Below are 18300 nucleotides of genomic sequence, written 5' to 3'. Positions count from 1 at the left end.
TATTTCTTCTGCTTTCGTTTCTTCCTTAACTTTTACTCTCTCTGTTACTTTCGCTTCTTCTTTAGGCTTTACTATTTCTTCTGCTTTCGTTTCTTTCTGCTCTTTTGTTGTTTCTTTCGCTTTTGCTATTTCTTGTACTTTTGCTTCTTTCTGCGTTTTTACTTCTTCCTTTGCTTTAACTGCTTTTTGTACTTTCGCTACTCGCTTCGTTTTCTCTTCAGCTTTCTTTTCAATTGGTGCTGTACTTGATAGGAAAGAAACATTTGCATAAGCTGTTTTTCCTTTATACTCAAATTGCAGCCATCCATCTTTTACTTGATGTGTTGATTCAATTACATCATCTTGTTTCAGTCTGCCAAGAATTTCTGATTCTGTGTTTGCTTCAGTACGTACATTTAACAAATTTGCTGTTACATGGTAAATATCTTTTGTAAACTCCGAACTTACAAATACTTCTTTACCATTTAACTCAATTTTTGACCACCCATCTTCGGTATTTATGACTTTTAACTCTTGCCCATTTTTTACTTTTTCGACAACTTTTGATTCTGTAGTCGGTTTTTCACGTACATTGAGTACATCTGCTGTTACGATCGTTTCTGCGGTAACAGTTGTAGTAAATGCCCCCAATCCAAAAAACGTTGCTGTTGCTGCGCCAATTACTTTTTTCATAATAGCCTCCATTACATTTTTTTGAATTCTATGAAATCCTTCCATAAAATTAGGGAATTCCACAGAGTATCAAAACATTTGTAACAATATATTAATACCACTTAATATATTGTTTTTAAAACTTCCTACTCCAATATTATCAAATTTTCATTTCTAATTCTATACATTATAAATCTCCTTATCTTCTATAAACTCTTCATGACCTTCTACTTCACACTAGATAGTTGTCGCAATTCCTGCCAAAAATAAACTTACAATTGCTAAAAATGGCGTTCCAGCTATTGCACCTCTTAAGTGAAACTTATAGTCTTTATATCCTTTCATTCCCTCAGTACTAGGAATAACAACAAACCGCGGAGTAATCCAGCAAAATATAAGCCAATCGATTATTAATAAATCTACTAAATTGAAAATCATTACAATCCCAAAAGTATGTAAATAGGCTTCAATATACAATAATTTTCCATGGTGATGTAGTATATATGTAGAAACTAAAGGCGTTCCGAAGAGAATAATATTGTAAATAATTCCGAAATAAAATGTTTGTTTTTTCTCATTTATCGATTTTGGCAAAACTACTTTTTGAATATCTTTCGGATAATCATTTAACCAAAGGCGAGGATTATAATATATAGACCCTAATATCATAATAGACAGTATAAAAGACATGGAACTACCGACAATCACCATTTGTTCAAATTGCCCCACAAATGTCCCTCCTTATTTGAAATTTTGACGTACGTAATTCACTTAATTAGACATTGTATGCATGTTATGACTTAAAAATCATCTAATACCATTAATAAAATTTTTTCATTACAATCCGCTTTTTCCTAACGTCCATTCTTATTTCTTGCAATATGCATGCAAATTTAATAAAGTGAACATCTAATTAGTGTTGTTGAATTTCGCTAATTATTACAGAGTACATATTTTCAAATTTACATAAAGATAGGATTGGTGAAACGAATGAAAATCGAACATATAGCACTTTGGGTAAATGATTTAGAATTAATGCGTACTTTCTATACAAAGTACTTTAATGGTAAAGCAAACTCTTTATATCATAACGAAGCAAAGCAATTTGAATCTTATTTTATTACGTTCGAATCTGGAGCAAGGCTTGAACTTATGCGTAAAAAAGGTATAGAAAATGAGCCTAACCTTAATATTACTGGTTATGCACATATGGCATTCTCAGTTGGAAGTGAAGAACGTGTAAATGAACTAACAAAAACGTTAAAAGAAGCTGGTTCTCCTTTATTAAATGGACCACGTTTCACTGGAGATGGCTATTACGAAAGTGTAATTAGTGATCCGGAAGGCAATCAAATAGAGATCACTATTTAACTATCGTTTATCTTTTCTGAAGAACAAATAAAAATTCGTTTGGAGGAACCCTATGCATAAACTGCATTTCAAAAAATTTGAAGCAACAGATTTTAGTCCATATTTCCAGCTCGTATCAAATGAAAGAGTGATGGCACAAATTACAGAGCGTGCTATTCCGCTAGAAGAGGCACAAAACGACTATGAAAAATTGTTAAGGCGCAATGAAAAGCATAAACTGTTTGGGTCTTATAAAGTTTATGACAGTGCAACAAATGAATTTATCGGCCTTGGACATGTAACAGTGAATGAAGATAATGTAAAAGAAGCTGAAATTGGGTATATGATTTTGCCAGAGCACTGGGGAAAAAGATATGGTAGTTATATTGCAAGAGAATTAATTGAAATAGCGAAGCAGACAGATGTAAACGTACTAAAGGCAATTATCGATCCAAATAATATCCCCTCTCGAAAAATATTAATAAACGTTGGTTTTACATCAGATGTAGTTTGTGAGATTGATGGATTACCTGGGGAAATTTTAAGTATATATATTTAACTTTATTAAGGCAATGCTGCATTTGAGATACATGTAGTGTTGCCTTTTATTTATTATCTCGATTCCCCGATAGGCCCGAAAATCCCATTCTAGGAATAATCCCCCTCACTCATTCATCTACTTATAACGTATAGTCAGTTCTATTTTTCTATTTGATTTTACACCTGACGACTAACATTTTAGCTATTTTATTATGTGACAAGGAGAGAAGACTTAAATGAGTAATCAAAATATTGAACTTACAGGACGTATCGTAACTCCCGGAAATCCAGAATATAATTCCGCTAGAGAGGAATTCAACACATTTTTCAACAAATTCCCATTAATCATTGTCTTTGCTCAAAATACACAGGATGTAGTAAATGCAGTTCGCTGGTCGAGACAGCATAACGTACCTATGCGCATGCGCTCTGGTCGTCATAATTACGAAGGGTTATCCGTTAACAATGCTGGAATTGTAATTGATGTAAGTGAAATGAAGCAATTAGAAATAGATCATAATGGTGGGACTGTTACAATCGGAACTGGATGGAGAAACCTTTCTTTAACTGAAACGCTCGCAGCTGAAGGGTTAGTTGTGCCAAGCGGCGTTTGTCCTACTCCTGGTATTGCAGGTGTGACATTAGGCGGTGGACATAGTATACTCTCCCGTCCATGGGGATTAACTCTTGATCATTTAATTGAGCTAGAGATGGTTGACGCGAACGGTTGTATTATACGAGCCAACGCTAATCATAATTCGGATCTCTACTGGGCATATCGAGGTGCGGGTGGTGGTAACTTTGGAATATGTACTTCCTTCAAGTTTCGAACACATAAAATTAATACAGTGGGATTTGCGGAAATAAGCTGGGACTTAAAAGATTTAAAATCTGTACTAAATTCTTGGCAAGAATACACTCTTCCTTGCGCTGATAAGCGATTTACAAGCACCCTCTTCATGTCTTCAGGGGTGGAACCATCGTTATTGATGCAAGGAGTATTCCTAGGTTCAGTTCAGGAATTGCAAGCACTTCTGCAGCCATTATTACAAGCTGGTTCACCGTTAACAGTAACTATAGAAGAAATACCTTGGGTAGAAGCTGCAACACGAATTGCTGCAACACAACCTATAGCGCCTTTACCATTTAAAAGTGTAGGTCCATATTTGTATGCACTATTGCCTGAAGAAGCACTCACGATCATCGAGCACTTTATAAACAATTCACCGCAGCATGCAACAACCTCTCTATTTTTCCATGGCTTAGGCGGAGCCGTAGCAGACGTATCGAACGATTCTACAGCATATTTTTACCGAAAAGCACTTTCGAACATGTCAATCTTCTCCACTTGGGATCAAGAAGAAGGTGCTGCCGCAAGCATTCGATGGACCGAAGATTTCCGATTAGCAATGTTACCATACACAAAAGGCGTTTACGTTAATACACCTGACCTTTCCATTAAAGATTGGCCAGATGCTTACTATAGCTGTAACTTTGATAGGTTAATGGAAGTAAAGGCTAAATATGACCCAAAAAACATTTTCAACTTCCCGCAAAGTATTCCGCCCTTTTAATAGTCGATACTGAAATTTATAGTTTATATTTCTAGCAAAAAAAGAACGATTTTCCCCATAAAAATTATGGGAAGAATCGTTCTTTTTCTATGCTGGATGTATTTCATTTCTTTTTTTAATGTTCTTTTCATCCTAATTTCATCTGAATCTCATTCTTATTAGTTACACTCAGTTTATACATAAATAACTAGTAAGGAGGAATCATATATGAAAAATTATGAGACGGACCAAAATAAGAATAGAGATAATATCCCTCTTCCTGATGAAGTCACTTCTGTTTCATCACGAGGTTGGCAAATGCTGAGCAAAGTTCCAGAAGTCACGATTTTCTTCTGGATTATCAAAATCATGGCAACTACAGTGGGCGAAACAGGCGCGGACTTCTTAAATACAAACTTGAACTTCGGCTTGACTAAAACGACCTTTGTTATGAGTGCTCTCTTGTTTATAACACTGTTCTTCCAGTTCAGGTTGAAGAAGTATGTTCCCTCGGTTTACTGGCTCACTGTTTTGCTAATTAGTGTTGTTGGTACGCTAGTCACCGACAATCTTACGGACAACTTCGGGGTCGCTTTAGAGACTACAACCATCGTTTTCACCCTTTTGCTACTGGCAACTTTTGCTGCTTGGTATGTGAGTGAGAAGACACTGTCCATTCACTCTATTTACACAACAAAACGTGAAGTATTCTACTGGTTGGCTATCCTATTCACCTTCGCATTAGGTACTGCAGCTGGTGATCTCGTAGCAGAAAGTCTCAACTTAGGTTACTGGATTTCAGCGCTCATATTTGCCGCATTAATTGGGGCTGTAACCGTCGCTTACTATCGCTTCAAATTAAATGCAGTGTTGGCCTTTTGGATCGCTTATATTTTAACTCGTCCTTTCGGCGCCTCTTTTGGAGATTATTTATCACAGCCTCACGATGCCGGTGGTCTTGGTCTCGGTACAGTGGGAACAAGCGTAATCTTTCTCGTAACAATTTTGAGCTTAGTTATTTATTTGACTAAGACGAAAAAAGACGCGAACCCGAGCGTACATTAATATATATTTTATCTGAACCTTAAAATAGTTGACATGATTTCATAATCGTTAGTACAAATTTAAAAAGGCAATACTACTGGTCGTATTGCCTTTTTATAAAACAAATCTACTCCATCCGGAAAAAATGCTTCTAGAGCTTTTTATATGTTTGTGTTGGATGATTCTTCCCTAATACTGTCTGAAGTCTCTATGATTTTTTTGTGTTTACTTATATAATCCCTCCTGCGGACACCATACTTTTGTAACCATAGTAAAAGTAAAAATATTTAACTAGGTGTACATTAGTCATTTTATTTACATAATAATATTATGTGAACAAAACTAACCTTTTAACGAAATTGTACCTTTTTTCCTACTAACATACATACTAACTACATTACTAATGAGCGCTAAAGTAAAGATAACTGCACCCATTAAAAATGTTTTATTAAAACTATATACAATTCCTTGTTTATGTTGCTGCTTCATCTGTTCGTATAACTTGTTAGCCTCTTCAGACTTTAATATGCTGTATTTATTTTTATCAATTCCTTTCATCGCTTGCAACACCTGTTCTCTTTCTATAGTTGTTACATTACTTTTTTCAATCACAGTCATTACTTCTTTATTTACTTTTTCTTTTTCAACTAACAATTGATGATTCAAAAACATGACCAGTATTGCTACCCCTACAATACTTCCGACCGTTCTAGAGATATTACATACGCTTGAAGCAACACCTGTTTTCTCCGCTGGCACACTTAAAACCGCAGTTGTTGTATACGGTGCTAATGTGCACCCTGTTCCAATTCCAACGATCACTAATCGCCATATATAATCCCATGTAGTAAAGTTTGAATCTATATGACTAAATAAATACGAGGCTATAATAAAAGCAATTATCCCTATACTACCTATTAATAAACTACCTCGTTTCGCCGCAATTGGTGTTACTAACCCTGTAACAATCATTGAAACAATTGCTAAAGTACTAATAATTAAGCCTGACTGTAGCTCAGACATACCTTCTACTTGAACGAAATAAAAAGCAAGTATAAATAGAAAGTTCATTAATCCCATACCAACGAAAAATAAGGAAAAATTTGAAATTGAAAACTCTTTATATGAAAACAACTTTAAAGGTAACATCGGATTATTACTTTTCTTTTCGATAATGAAAAATAATATAAAACTTATTAATGAGAGCATAAAAAGAAGAATTAAGCTTAACGTGCTTAATTGATTTGTATTTACTTGTATAAGTGCATATACAAGTAAGCATAGTGCAGATGCAGAAGTAATCATACCCGCCCAATCTATTTTAGAACTTGCAGTATGATCATACGATTCTTTAATACAAAGAATCACGAAGATTAAAGATAATATACCTACTGGGGCATTTATAAAAAACACCCAGCTCCAATTCAATTTATCAGTTAAAACACCACCTAGTGAAGGCCCAATTGCCGCTGCTAACCCTCCGAAAGCCCCCATAATACCGCCTATCATACCTTGTTTCTCTTTCGGTACTAACTTTAGACCAAGAGGCATAGCAACTGGTACGATAACCGCTGCTGAGATTCCTTGTATTATCCTAAAGGCTATTAATGTATGAAAAGAAGTGGCAATACCACACATTAGTGAACTAATAGAAAACCCTAATAAACCGATAATATACAGCTTCTTGCGACCAAACTGGTCCGCAAGACGTGCTGCAATTAATAAACACGATACAAAGGCAACGTTATAACTATTAGCAATCCAAGAAATGGTGTCAATTGACGTATGAAATGTCTTTGTCATTTCTGGTAATGCGATATTCACAATGTTTGAATCTAAAATTGCCATAAAAAACCCTGCAATTAAAGCAATTAATGCAAATGTATTCCTCAATTCCCCTACCCCTATTCGTTTTCTTTATTTGAAATCCCATTCATAAATAAATTTACACATGTCCCTATATACTCTTCTAACTGAATTTCTTCTTCCGCTATACTAACATTCATAATGTATAAAAACAGTTGTCCATAAAACATATTCGCTATTAAACGATAGTTACATGAAGCAATATGCCCCTTCTCTCCAAGTTGTTTTAAATAGGTTTCTAAATGATCTACTAAATGTGAATTCAACTCATGCAGTAACGTTTTCATTTCACTATTTTGTCTTGATTCTATTAACGCAGCCCAAATATAATTTAGCTTCGGCAAATTGATTTGAATATATGTTTCTGCCACTTTCGTAAGGTCCTTTTGTAAATCACCAGTAAATTGCTCTTCTATTTCCTCTAACAAAGCCACTGGTGTCGTGCGTAAAATAATACTTTCTCTAAATAGGTTCTCCTTATTTTTAAAATTACGGAATATCGTTAATTCGCTTACCCCAGCTTTTTCTGCCACTTCACGAATTGTTGTCGCTGTATACCCCTTCTCACCGAATAATAAAGTAGCAGCCTCCATAACTTTCTCTCGCGCTGTTAATTTCCCCATTTTTATTCCTCCATCCAATATGTAAGTAAGTGATTACTAACATATTATCATAAAAGAAAAATGAAAGTAACTAGTTACTTTCATTTTTCTGAAATTTCATTATCTATTCAACAACCGAAAGTAAAATTTTCTCCAGTTCTTTTTTAGATAACATACTATCGTTTATATACACTTGATATGCATTTTCCCCTTCTTTTGCAGGTACAACCATTTTCATAGCCCGTACATGTGACACTTTATACTCTCCAAATGTAACATCATACCCATTTAGTTTATATTTCTTTATATCTCCAGAAAAATTAGGTCCTCTTTCAGAGGGTTTATCAAATGGCCTGTCAATAAAATAATCTTTATATTCTCCCTCAATGATTTCAAAAAGATGAATTGTAAAACCTAATTCTGCATCTGAAGTATGTGGCTGTTTTTTTACATTACGATTTTCATATCTCATCGTAATAAGCGGCATAGGTTTTCCTAATGTCGCTTCGGCTTTTACCTCTTCAAATACTAGTTGATGTCCAACTGGAATATATGTAGGATGCTTAATCGGAAAACCAGTTATTTTTTCAGCTTGTTCAAAAGTATAGGTAAAATGCTGATTTATTCTATCTTCATATGTATTTAATTGTTCCATTACCTCTTTATCTCTTTTTTCTTCATCAGCATTTAGACGATCGGTTGCTGTATATTGTCTTTTTCCATTCTCTACGACACTTACTTTCTTATAAAAATGGTACGATTCCTGTAATAAAGCAACATACTTTTCAAAGTCCTCTTCTGTAAATATACTTTTAGCAATTTCTATACGTTCCATTACCCCATTATAACCATCCTCAGTCATTCCCATATCTTGCCTTGCTTCTTCTGGTGTCCCAACAATTTTATCCATTAATGTTGTACCCGCAAAAGTACCGGTTGGTATAAGAACAGCCGCAGCTATAAAGCCAAATAATAACTTTTTCTTCATAGAAGTTTTTCCTTTATTTTTCATTTGTTGATATTTATGAAAAGAAGTTTGTACTTTATTTTCTAGATTAGCAGTTGGTTCGATTGATCCCGCTTTTCTTTTCAATTCATTCGTTATATATTTTTCAAAATCCATTTACTTCTCCCTCCCTTATGTCTGGCATATGCTCCATTTCTGTCCTTAATCGTTTTAACGCTGTATGTAATCGAGATTTCACTGTGCCAACAGGGATTTGAAGAAGCACTGCAATTTCATCTAAGCTATATTCATGGAAATAACGCATAATAACGACTTCACGATGCTTATACGATAATTTTTGTACAACTTCTGCTAATTCATTACGTGTTTCTTTATGTAAAATGCCCTCATCCATTATATAAGACCTGTCTTGCTCATACATTTTCTTCTTTTCAAAGATTCGAAATCGCCGCCACGATTTACGACGCCAATCTTGCACTTGTTTTACAACGATACCATGTAACCAAAAACGAAATGAACGGTTCATATCATAATTCGTTACTGACTTCCACATTTTGATGTACACTTCATTAACTATATCGTCTACATCTTGGTGTTGATTCCCTAATAAAAATACTACTGTTCTATAAATATCTTTACAGGTGTATTCATAAATAACTTGAAAGGCTTCTTGGTCTCCGGACTCCATTTTATATATCCATTCTTTAAATTCTACTTCATCCAAAATTACGTTCCCCTCTCATGATCTTTCACACTATATTCGTCCGTTTCACACAAAAGGTTCATTTTACACAAAAATTTATTTATTACAATAAAAATATAATATATATTTTACAGAAAGGAGGATTCGTATAATGAACAAAGAAGACAAAATTTATGCTGAAAAGGTATTAAAACAACTCTTTATAGGAGCGAAAGTTGATGGGGTTCAATTTGGTATTTCTTCAGCAACTATAAAGATTCTTTTTACAGATTTTGAAGCTGCAGTGGATTATGATGGACAATTACATGTCAACATTGAATCGAAATGGTGTTTATTTAATACTCCACCTGAAAAATATCCATCTAATGAGGATGAATTTGACGATTATACTGAGGAAGAAGAATATAAGAGAATATTTGAAATGAGAAGAAAAAAAGTTACAGACATACAATTAGGTAAGGCAACTCCGCATTTAATTATTACATTTGAAAATGGGCAAATCATGTTTGTAAATGGTTTTCATGACTATTATGAATGCTGGCAAGCTGGGGTCCAATTTGAGGATTGGCTTGTAGTTGCTGCACCTGGAAATGAAATCGCTACTTGGACTCCTGATGAGTTCAAAAATAAATAAAAAGTTGATTTTCGTGAAGAAGCATCGAAGATAGTTTACAAATTAGCATAACAATATACATTATCATCATTTAAATTAGCAGGTTAATTTCTAAGTTCTTTTAGTGAAAAAGAAAGGTTTTCGTCAATTCATGTTACCCTCTATATAAAGAATACAATGATTTAAACGTAAACGAATATCTCCTTATTAAAATTATATACCTGTGAAAGGATGATAAAGATGCCTTGTGTTCATGATTTTGGAATAATTGATGATTTCAATCATCAAAAAAATTACAATGAGTATACCCCAGAGAAATATCATTGTGTTTCTATTGATGATGATATTATCAGTAGTTTTAATCAACATTTATCAATCATGAAAACGTACTTTCATACATTCAAGAACCCAGAATATGGTTTAGCTTATTGGGGTATCACAATTATTCCACCTGAGTCGTTATCAATATTTTATGAAGCAGTTACCTCTTCAAGGTACTTTAAAGATTCTGTTGAACTTACTGAACTGGCTTCAAAAATTGTACAAGCAACAGCAGAGCAAAAATACATGATACATTATGGAGTATAAATGTATTTCTAAGTTTCGTTTACTGTATTTTTCTTGTACGAATATTTATTACAATATGACTGTTAAACGAGTGATTAAATTTAAAAGAATTACATAATGATTCAAAAAATGCTTTGGATTTCTCCCAAGCATTTTTGTGTGCTACTTATATTTTTATTCCTGTAACCATTTATACCGTGATTTAGCTTTTTTCTCCATGTTGTTCGAACTACTCAAGATTCTTCCCTCATCTTATTGATTTGAAATATACATGATAAAGCCCATGACCAGTAGAGTTACCTTAGCATAATGTCTTATCCCCAAGCCCCCAACTAAACCATTTTCCATGCCCTTCCGTTTCCCCAACCGTTTCACAATATTCGTTTCCATTAATATAATAATCAATATGAAGGTCCCGGTCCCACATGTTGTTATATAGGTGGAATACATCACGTTTTGCACCAATTTCTTTAATTTGTTTTTCTAGCGTATGTTTTACATTTTCAGGTATTTGATTTGCGACGTGTGTATGGAAAATGCAGATTACAGCATCTTCCCTTATTTGATTCGCAATGGCTGGAAGAAGTGCTACACCGTCCCCTTCAATTAATTGTACTGATTTTTCTTTTACAAGCGTTGCTGCTTGATCGAATAGTTCAAGTCTTTCTTTATGTTCTGGCCAAATAAGCGCGCGTAACCATAAATAATCTTCTTCATCATTTAAATTATTCACATGTAAATCTAGTCCGATTCTTTCTACGACAGGTGGACTTTGTTTTAGCAGATTCGGCATATTCTCCCCTCTTATTTCAGAGGTTAAATGAACATTCGATTGTGTATTTCCATACACTTCTTCCATTCCATATGAATAACTATATTGATCCCAAAATAGTTGTAATCCTGAACTTGTACCAATTTCTATTAACGCTAACGGTTTGTTCACTTTATTAAATATGTAACAGAAACTTGGATACAAATAGGCACATCTTCTTACTTCATTCGTTTGAACGAGTTTCGTTTGTAATAAAGTAATTATTTCTTCACGATATACATGGCAAAAATCTTTAAATTGGTGAAAGGCATTTTCAAAATTTATATCAGCATTTTCAACTAAACTTTGATAATAGTTTTTTAAACTGTGCTCTTTTCCTTTTAACAATAAATAATGGACTGCACCTAATAATAAGTTTGGGACTGGTTGACCAGGTTGTGCGTAGGAAGCTAACGTAAGAACTTCCTCATCTTCAGAAATTTTTATTGATAAATATTCGTATAAGTCACTAGATCCTTTACATTCATTCACAGAAAAGTTTCGAAATAAGTTTGCGACTTGTTCTTTTGTAAGCATTGGTATTCCTCCTTAATTATTTTCAGAATAATCTTATCATTAATTTGTTATTTTTTTCAAATAAGATGTAATAAAAACAGATTTTTACAAATTCCTAAAGATTAAAACTTAAAAATAAAAGTATTAGTAAGTTTTTTTGAGATAACATCAAACTGGAATTCTTCTCCAAATTCCGCTTTACTACAATGCTTTTTACCCTTATGGCAGAAGAATTCTACAAAATAAAGCGTTAAATAGTTTAAAATTATCAGATAACACTAGATATTTTAGTCTATTAATTATTATAATAGAGTATGAGATGGTTATATAATTGAGACAAAAAAGGTAAATACCTAGGTGGGGCCTAGGCGGTGTTTTCTTTTTACGGCTTAGATATAAAAACACCTACTCTTTTTTGCCAATATAGGGGATGGAGAGATTATCATGAGCAACATGCAGCAAAAAACAGACGTTATCTTAATTGGCGCTGGAATTATGAGCGCAACGTTAGGATCATTACTTAAAGAATTGGCACCTGAATGGGAAATTAAAGTATTTGAAAAACTCACAAATGCCGGAGAAGAAAGTTCTAACGAATGGAATAATGCTGGTACAGGACATTCTGCGCTATGTGAGCTTAACTATACATCCGAAAAATCTGACGGGTCTATAGATATTGGTAAAGCTGTAAAAGTAAATGAGCAATTTCAACTCTCAAGACAATTTTGGGCGTATCTTGTTAAGAAAAACTTAATTCGTAATCCACAAGATTTTATTATGCCACTACCTCATATGAGTTTGGTGCAAGGGGAAAAAAATGTAGAGTTTCTAAAAAACCGTTTTGAAGCGCTTTCAAAAAATCCTCTATTCCAAGGAATGGAATTTTCTGATGCTCCTGACACATTAAAAAAATGGCTTCCACTCATTATGGAAGGCCGTAACTCTAATGAACCAATGGCTGCAACGAAAATTGACTCTGGAACAGATGTTAACTTCGGTGCGTTAACGCGCATGTTATTTGATTACTTAAAAACTAAAAATGTTGAGCTAAACTACAAACATAGTGTTGAAAATATTAAACGCACGAAGAATGGTTTGTGGGAAGTAAAAGTTCACGATATGAATAGTGGCAAAATCGAACATCATACTGCGAAATTCGTCTTTATCGGCGGCGGTGGCGGTAGTCTACCTCTACTTCAAAAGACTGGTATTCCTGAGTCAAAACATATTGGAGGATTCCCAGTAAGTGGACTATTTATGGTATGTAAAAACCCAAAAGTTGTAGAGCAGCATCATGCAAAAGTATACGGAAAAGCTAAAGTTGGTGCTCCGCCAATGTCTGTACCTCACCTTGATACGAGATATATAGACAACAAAAAAGCTTTACTGTTTGGACCATTTGCAGGCTTCTCACCTAAATTCTTAAAAACTGGCTCAAACCTTGATTTAATTGGTTCTGTAAAACCGAATAACGTCTTAACGATGTTAGCAGCCGGTGTAAAAGAAATGGGATTAACAAAATACTTAATCCAACAAGTTATGTTATCACACGAAAAGCGTATGGAAGAATTACGTGAGTTTATTCCGAACGCTAAAAGTGAAGATTGGGATACTGTCGTGGCTGGACAACGTGTGCAAGTAATTAAAGATACTGATGCAGGTGGGAAAGGAACACTTCAATTTGGTACAGAAGTTGTTAGTGCAAATGACGGATCAATCGCTGCGTTACTTGGCGCTTCTCCAGGTGCTTCTACTGCGGTTCACGTTATGCTTGAAGTATTAGAAAAATGCTTCCCAGAACGTATACTAGAATGGGAGCCAAAGATAAAAGAAATGGTCCCTTCTTACGGCGTGTCACTTACGGAAAATCCAAGACTATTCCAAGAGCTTCACGCTTCAACAGGACGCACACTTGGGTTAAATGAAAAAGAAGCTGTTCACAATTAATGAATAGATTAAAAAAACGACATAATAAAAACGTCCGATATATTCGGACGTTTTTATTTTCTACTAGAAATTATACTTATCGATATTATCTTTCGTAAATACAACTCGTTCAGGTAATACGATAATACCATTTCCTTCTGCCTCATAGTTATACCCTTGAATAGAGTTCGGCTCTACTTTCACTTTTCCGATTCCTTTTACTTCAAAGCTATCCCCGACTTTTAACTTCTTCCCTTTTACAACAATTTCATTTGCAACATACGTTGCGAGGGCACCTTGTTGTTTTACATCCCATAATCCAAATTGTTGTACTGTTCCTCGTTTTACATAATCACGCATAACGTTCGGTGTCGAAAATCCCGTTACGACTACTTTCTTATCCATTTTCAAATTCTCAGCTGCTTGCGCCATTGCTGGTAGTGCTGTTGCATCTGGACATATTACTGCGTTAATATCTGGATACGTTTTTAATATATTCTCCCCTACTGACAAAGACTTTTGTGCATTATTTTCACCGTACTGCGTCGTTACAATTTCCCAGTTCGGATATTTCTTTTTAATAATTTCTTTCGCTTTCGTTACCCATTGGTTTTGATCTGTTACTGTTGGGCTAGAATAAAAGAATGCTACTTTCCCTTTATCTCCAATTTGCTTGGAAGTCATCTCAATTAATAAGTTTGCAAGTTGGTCTGGTGTACCTTGGCTAATATAAAACGAACGGTCTTTCGGATTCACATCAGAATCCCACGTTAATACGGTCATCCCCTTTTTCTTTGCACGTTGTAATGATTGCGAGAGACCATCAACTGACGTAGATGAAACCATAATTGCATCGTAGTTTTGATTAATAAAATTGTTTATATATTTTACTTGCCCTGATACGCTCGCTTCAGAAGGTCCATCATATTTCACTTGTACACCTAACTTATCTCCCATCTCTTTTGCACCTTCACCGCCTGATGTAAAGAAGCCAACTCCCGTTAATTTCGGAATGAATGCAAATTTCACATCATCTGCTTTTTTCTTATCCGCTGTTTGGCTAGAACAAGCAATTAAACCGATTAAACAAATACACATAATAATAACAATCCCCAGTTTTCTCTTCATGACATTTCCCCCTTATGCAAATTCCTTCTTTTCCCCGCAGTGAATCGTTGTAATTTGAAACGTCTCATAATAACAGAAACAATAAGGATAATACCTATTACTACATTAGATTGTTCATTCGTTAAGCCCGTCATTTGCAAACCGTACTGCATAAGTCCTATAAAAATACTCGCTAGTACTGTCCCAATAATACTCCCTTTTCCGCCTGTAATAAGTGTGCCGCCTAATACAACTGCCGTAATTACTGGCAAAATCGTTTCACTTCCAATATCTGCACGAGCTGAACCGAAATACGCTGTTAAGAAAGCTCCTCCTAATCCACCTCCTAACCCAGAAAGTACGTAAGTAATAATCACTACTTTCTTCGTTCGAATGCCGGAATATCTCGCCGTACTTTCATTTGCGCCAGTTAATTTTGCGTGGCGACCATATGTTGTACTGTGAAACAATATCGTAAATACTATCGTTAAAATGACAAGGAGCCATAATAGATTAGGTATACCGATAAAACTACCATTTGCCATTTGCACATACGAATCTGGTAAACCACTTATTCCTTCATAGCCCGCTGCACCCGAACCACCTGAAATAACAAGGGTGATTCCTGCATATAAAAACATCGTTCCAAGTGTAACGACAAGAGGTTCTACATCTGTCATTTTTATAATAAGTCCATTTAATCCGCCCGCTATGCAACTTATTACGAGCGCAATGATAACGGCCAACAGTATAGGCATGCCATTCATCCAAAGTGCTCCGATAAGAATCGAAGTAAGCCCCATAATAGATCCTACTGATACATCAATTCCACCAGTTACAATGACAAATGTCATCGGAATAGCCGCGATTGAAATAATGAGGAAATCGTTCATACTAAAAAGGAGGTTACTAATGTTTAAGAAATCACTATTTATGAAACTAAAGAGAATGAGTTCTACGAGAAGCAATATGAGAAGAACCCCTTCCCATCTATACAAGCTACGTATTCCCCTCATAGATTCACCCTTCTTTCTTCTAGTTGCCGGAGTTTCTTCCATTTTTTTAAGACACTATCTAATATGATGATGAGTAAAAGTAAAAATCCTGAAATAGCACTATTCCAAAATGCAGGTATTTTTAAAAAGACGAGTGAACTGCTTATCACTTCTAAAAAAAATGCACCTAATGCCGCTCCAAATATAGAACCTGTTCCTCCTTTTAAATGTATACCACCTAAAACAGCAGCGGCGATAACTTGCAATTCTATCCCTGTACCTGTTTGATTTGGAACGAATCCAATATTCATTACGAATATACATCCAGCGAGCCCAGCGCTTATGCCTGATATGATAAACGCGTATATTTTCACTTTATCTACATGTATTCCAATAAACCTTGCACCATCTTCATTATCACCGACCGCATAAAAATATCTTCCAATTTGTACTTTCATTAAAAAGAAATATAGTAGTAGTAATATGATAAGAACGGTCCATACCGTTACCGGAATGCCTAACATCATAATAGAAGAAATGTGTTTATACTCATTCGGAATATCTTCAATCCACTTTCCGCCCGTGAATAGTAACATTGCACCTCTAATAATACCGAGCATTCCTAATGTCATAATGATAGCTGGCACTCGAAATTTCGTAACGCCAATTCCGTTTACCATACCAATAAGAGCACCAAGTATAATTGCCGCAAATATTGAAATAAAGGCACTGTATCCATCTGTTAACAACATCCCGCAAACCGCAGCGCTTAATCCCATAATAGATCCTACTGATACATCTATATTTTTCGTAAACAATACGAAAGATTGACCAATTGCCAAAATAACTAAAATAACGCTTGATTTCATAATTAAAGATAAAGAGCTAAACTGAACAAAACTAGGATTCATCACTCCAACGAAGGCTATGTAAAGAAGTAATAAAATAATAATAGACGTCTCATGCATTTTAAATAAACGGTTCACTCGGTTACACCTCCATTTCCTCCGTACGCAAGGCGTGTAACTTCATCAATACAAATTTCCTTCTTCTCCAAATGAGAGACGAATGCTCCGTTTCTCATCACATAAACACGATTCGCTAATTGAGCGATTTCTTCCATATCTGAAGAAATTAATATGAGCGCAAGTCCCTTTCTCTTCAAACTTTGTATCGTTTCGTATACTTCTAATCTTGCTTTCGCATCAATACCACGGGTCGGTTCATCAAGAATAATCACTTTCGGATTACATGCAAGATATTTCGCTAGCACGACCTTCTGTTGGTTCCCACCTGATAAAGACGTCATTTTCTCATTCATATGAGGGACAACAATTCTAAACTGTTTTATATACAATTCGGATAAAGCGCTTTCTTTTTTGTTATTTAAAAAGAAGCTACTCATACTGCTTAAAGATGCGGATGTTATATTTTCCTTAACAGACGCAATTGAAAAAATACCATTCCCTGCTCGATCCTCCGGTACATACACCATACCTTCCTTTATTCGCTTATGTACCGAATACTTTGTAATGGATTTCCCATCTAATAAAACAGAACCTGATTTCAAAGGCTTTAATCCACATAACGATTCAGCTAGTTCAGTCCTACCTGATCCAACGATCCCAGCAATCCCAACAACTTCTCCAGCGTGTACAGTAAATGATACATTTTGAAACGCATAGCTTGACGCATTCGTGACATCTAATATTATTTCCGAAGGCTCTATTTCTTTATGTGCAATTTCTTTCTTCTCCTCAAGTCTATAACCTTTCGGCAATAACCCCTCCATTAGCAAGTCATATGTATAACTCGATACATTTCCCTGACTAACAATCATACCATCACGCAAAATCGCTACTTTATTTGCAATTTCAAAGATTTCTGGAAAACGATGCGTAATATATATCATTCCAATTCCTTTTTCTCTTAAACTTTTTATCAATACAAAAAGACTCTTAATTTCGTGAGTTGTTAATGTCGATGTTGGCTCATCTAAAATAAGAATCTCAGCTTCCCTTATTAATCCTCTCAATATTTCTACTAATTGTTGCTGGGCAATGGATAACGATAACCCTAGCTCATGAAGTTGAATGTTCCACCCTAATTCCTCTAGCAACTTATTAATTTTATTTCGCAGTTCTTTCTTGTTCGCTTTCATTCCGATACAAATGTTCTCTTCAATTGTCATATGAGGAAAGATGAGCGGCTCTTGTGGTATTAAGTAAATACCATGTTGATGCGCCTCTGCTGTGTTTGAAAACTGTTTTACTTCCCCTTTCACAAACATCTCACCTGAATCGTATGAATGCAAACCCGTTAATATTTTCATTAATGTTGATTTCCCGGCACCATTTCCACCGACTAAAGCATATACGTCTCCACGCTCTAATTGTAGATTGACTTCTTTTAATACCAGTTGATTTGCAAATGATTTACTCATCTTTGTAACTTGTAATAAGGGCACGTTCTCCACATGATGTCACCTG

At 34.9% G+C, this 18300-nt stretch carries 18 protein-coding genes; 7 read left to right on the top strand and 11 right to left on the bottom strand.

Translation table 11 applies throughout. The annotated features are described in order from the left end of the window. Both ABH959_RS17960 and ABH959_RS17955 read right to left on the bottom strand, forming a co-directional pair. On the bottom strand, positions 1–672 hold a 672-nt coding region (locus ABH959_RS17960; protein WP_404493008.1), incomplete at its 3' end, for an SH3 domain-containing protein. A 216-nt stretch (positions 673–888) separates the two neighbouring features. Next, positions 889–1380 carry a nitroreductase gene (locus ABH959_RS17955; protein WP_404493007.1) on the bottom strand — a complete coding sequence of 164 codons (492 nt, stop codon included), beginning with the start codon at positions 1378–1380 and terminating at the stop codon, positions 889–891. A 261-nt stretch (positions 1381–1641) separates the two neighbouring features. Here ABH959_RS17955 and ABH959_RS17950 point away from each other — a divergent pair, with 261 nt between their 5' ends. From ABH959_RS17950 to ABH959_RS17935, 4 genes are all read left to right on the top strand, one after another. Beyond that, positions 1642–2022, top strand: a complete 381-nt coding sequence (locus ABH959_RS17950; RefSeq protein WP_002142261.1) for a VOC family protein — start codon at positions 1642–1644, stop codon at positions 2020–2022. A 52-nt stretch (positions 2023–2074) separates the two neighbouring features. After that, the gene (locus ABH959_RS17945; RefSeq protein ID WP_113937549.1) at positions 2075–2560 is read left to right on the top strand and encodes a GNAT family N-acetyltransferase; all 486 of its coding nucleotides are present in this window, start codon (positions 2075–2077) and stop codon (positions 2558–2560) included. 217 nt (positions 2561–2777) lie between these two features. After that, positions 2778–4115, top strand: coding sequence for an FAD-binding oxidoreductase (locus ABH959_RS17940; protein WP_113937550.1), 1338 nt, complete (start codon positions 2778–2780; stop codon positions 4113–4115). Positions 4116–4322: 207 nt separating this feature from the next. Next, the gene (locus tag ABH959_RS17935; protein WP_404493006.1) at positions 4323–5159 is read left to right on the top strand and encodes a COG4705 family protein; all 837 of its coding nucleotides are present in this window, start codon (positions 4323–4325) and stop codon (positions 5157–5159) included. A gap of 321 nt (positions 5160–5480) precedes the next feature. Here the strand turns inward: ABH959_RS17935 and ABH959_RS17930 are convergent, their stop codons facing one another. The 4 genes from ABH959_RS17930 to ABH959_RS17915 all read right to left on the bottom strand — a co-directional run bounded on the left by ABH959_RS17930 (position 5481) and on the right by ABH959_RS17915 (position 9297). Continuing rightward, positions 5481–7031 (bottom strand): MFS transporter, encoded by a 1551-nt coding sequence (locus ABH959_RS17930; RefSeq protein ID WP_404493005.1) that lies wholly within the window; start codon positions 7029–7031, stop codon positions 5481–5483. Positions 7032–7042: 11 nt separating this feature from the next. Next, entirely contained in the window at positions 7043–7627 is a 585-nt protein-coding gene (locus ABH959_RS17925; protein WP_113937553.1) for a TetR/AcrR family transcriptional regulator, read from the bottom strand. Between the two features lie 103 nt (positions 7628–7730). Next, positions 7731–8729 (bottom strand): hypothetical protein, encoded by a 999-nt coding sequence (locus tag ABH959_RS17920; protein ID WP_088039612.1) that lies wholly within the window; start codon positions 8727–8729, stop codon positions 7731–7733. After that, entirely contained in the window at positions 8719–9297 is a 579-nt protein-coding gene (locus ABH959_RS17915; protein WP_404493004.1) for a sigma-70 family RNA polymerase sigma factor, read from the bottom strand. The genes ABH959_RS17920 and ABH959_RS17915 overlap by 11 nt, the downstream gene beginning before the upstream one ends. A 130-nt stretch (positions 9298–9427) precedes the next feature. Between ABH959_RS17915 and ABH959_RS17910 the strand changes: the two genes are divergently transcribed. Both ABH959_RS17910 and ABH959_RS17905 read left to right on the top strand, forming a co-directional pair. Beyond that, entirely contained in the window at positions 9428–9910 is a 483-nt protein-coding gene (locus tag ABH959_RS17910; RefSeq protein ID WP_404447155.1) for a hypothetical protein, read from the top strand. 219 nt (positions 9911–10129) lie between these two features. After that, on the top strand, positions 10130–10477 hold the full coding sequence (locus ABH959_RS17905) for a short-chain dehydrogenase (RefSeq protein WP_113937555.1): 348 nt from the start codon (positions 10130–10132) through the stop codon (positions 10475–10477). Between the two features lie 280 nt (positions 10478–10757). Here the strand turns inward: ABH959_RS17905 and ABH959_RS17900 are convergent, their stop codons facing one another. Continuing rightward, positions 10758–11804, bottom strand: coding sequence for a DUF2332 domain-containing protein (locus ABH959_RS17900; protein WP_404493003.1), 1047 nt, complete (start codon positions 11802–11804; stop codon positions 10758–10760). A gap of 423 nt (positions 11805–12227) precedes the next feature. Between ABH959_RS17900 and ABH959_RS17895 the strand changes: the two genes are divergently transcribed. After that, the gene (locus tag ABH959_RS17895; RefSeq protein ID WP_404493002.1) at positions 12228–13730 is read left to right on the top strand and encodes a malate:quinone oxidoreductase; all 1503 of its coding nucleotides are present in this window, start codon (positions 12228–12230) and stop codon (positions 13728–13730) included. Between the two features lie 63 nt (positions 13731–13793). Here ABH959_RS17895 and lsrB read toward each other — a convergent pair whose 3' ends face one another. From lsrB to ABH959_RS17875, 4 genes are read right to left on the bottom strand one after another with little or no spacing between them, the layout of a single operon-like run. After that, positions 13794–14837 carry an autoinducer 2 ABC transporter substrate-binding protein LsrB gene (lsrB, locus tag ABH959_RS17890; protein ID WP_404493001.1) on the bottom strand — a complete coding sequence of 348 codons (1044 nt, stop codon included), beginning with the start codon at positions 14835–14837 and terminating at the stop codon, positions 13794–13796. Next, a complete protein-coding gene (locus ABH959_RS17885; protein WP_404493000.1) occupies positions 14834–15832 on the bottom strand; it encodes an ABC transporter permease in 999 nt (332 codons plus the stop codon). Before ABH959_RS17885 ends, lsrB begins: the two co-directional genes overlap by 4 nt. Further along, complete coding sequence (locus ABH959_RS17880; protein WP_404492999.1) at positions 15829–16797, bottom strand: ABC transporter permease subunit; 969 nt, start codon at positions 16795–16797, stop codon at positions 15829–15831. Before ABH959_RS17880 ends, ABH959_RS17885 begins: the two co-directional genes overlap by 4 nt. After that, positions 16794–18287, bottom strand: a complete 1494-nt coding sequence (locus ABH959_RS17875) for a sugar ABC transporter ATP-binding protein (protein WP_404492998.1) — start codon at positions 18285–18287, stop codon at positions 16794–16796. Before ABH959_RS17875 ends, ABH959_RS17880 begins: the two co-directional genes overlap by 4 nt. Between the last annotated feature and the right edge of the window lie 13 nt (positions 18288–18300).

The sequence above is a fragment of the Bacillus sp. RC51 genome (genome assembly GCF_044908115.1).
Classification (GTDB): Bacteria; Bacillota; Bacilli; order Bacillales; family Bacillaceae_G; genus Bacillus_A; species Bacillus_A mycoides.
The sequence above is the reverse complement of the archived record's forward strand: the minus strand, read 5'-3'. Positions and strand labels throughout refer to the sequence as shown.

What these genes read in the sequence shown, in the direction of transcription:
- ABH959_RS17935 (WP_404493006.1), top strand. Translation starts at nt 4,323, where the DNA reads ATGAAAAATTATGAGACGGACCAAAATAAGAATAGAGATAATATCCCT.
- ABH959_RS17905 (WP_113937555.1), top strand. Translation starts at nt 10,130, where the DNA reads ATGCCTTGTGTTCATGATTTTGGAATAATTGATGATTTCAATCATCAA.
- ABH959_RS17925 (WP_113937553.1), bottom strand. Translation starts at nt 7,627, where the DNA reads ATGGGGAAATTAACAGCGCGAGAGAAAGTTATGGAGGCTGCTACTTTA.
- ABH959_RS17920 (WP_088039612.1), bottom strand. Translation starts at nt 8,729, where the DNA reads ATGGATTTTGAAAAATATATAACGAATGAATTGAAAAGAAAAGCGGGA.
- ABH959_RS17910 (WP_404447155.1), top strand. Translation starts at nt 9,428, where the DNA reads ATGAACAAAGAAGACAAAATTTATGCTGAAAAGGTATTAAAACAACTC.
- ABH959_RS17900 (WP_404493003.1), bottom strand. Translation starts at nt 11,804, where the DNA reads ATGCTTACAAAAGAACAAGTCGCAAACTTATTTCGAAACTTTTCTGTG.
- ABH959_RS17895 (WP_404493002.1), top strand. Translation starts at nt 12,228, where the DNA reads ATGAGCAACATGCAGCAAAAAACAGACGTTATCTTAATTGGCGCTGGA.
- ABH959_RS17945 (WP_113937549.1), top strand. Translation starts at nt 2,075, where the DNA reads ATGCATAAACTGCATTTCAAAAAATTTGAAGCAACAGATTTTAGTCCA.
- lsrB (WP_404493001.1), bottom strand. Translation starts at nt 14,837, where the DNA reads ATGAAGAGAAAACTGGGGATTGTTATTATTATGTGTATTTGTTTAATC.
- ABH959_RS17950 (WP_002142261.1), top strand. Translation starts at nt 1,642, where the DNA reads ATGAAAATCGAACATATAGCACTTTGGGTAAATGATTTAGAATTAATG.
- ABH959_RS17940 (WP_113937550.1), top strand. Translation starts at nt 2,778, where the DNA reads ATGAGTAATCAAAATATTGAACTTACAGGACGTATCGTAACTCCCGGA.
- ABH959_RS17885 (WP_404493000.1), bottom strand. Translation starts at nt 15,832, where the DNA reads ATGAGGGGAATACGTAGCTTGTATAGATGGGAAGGGGTTCTTCTCATA.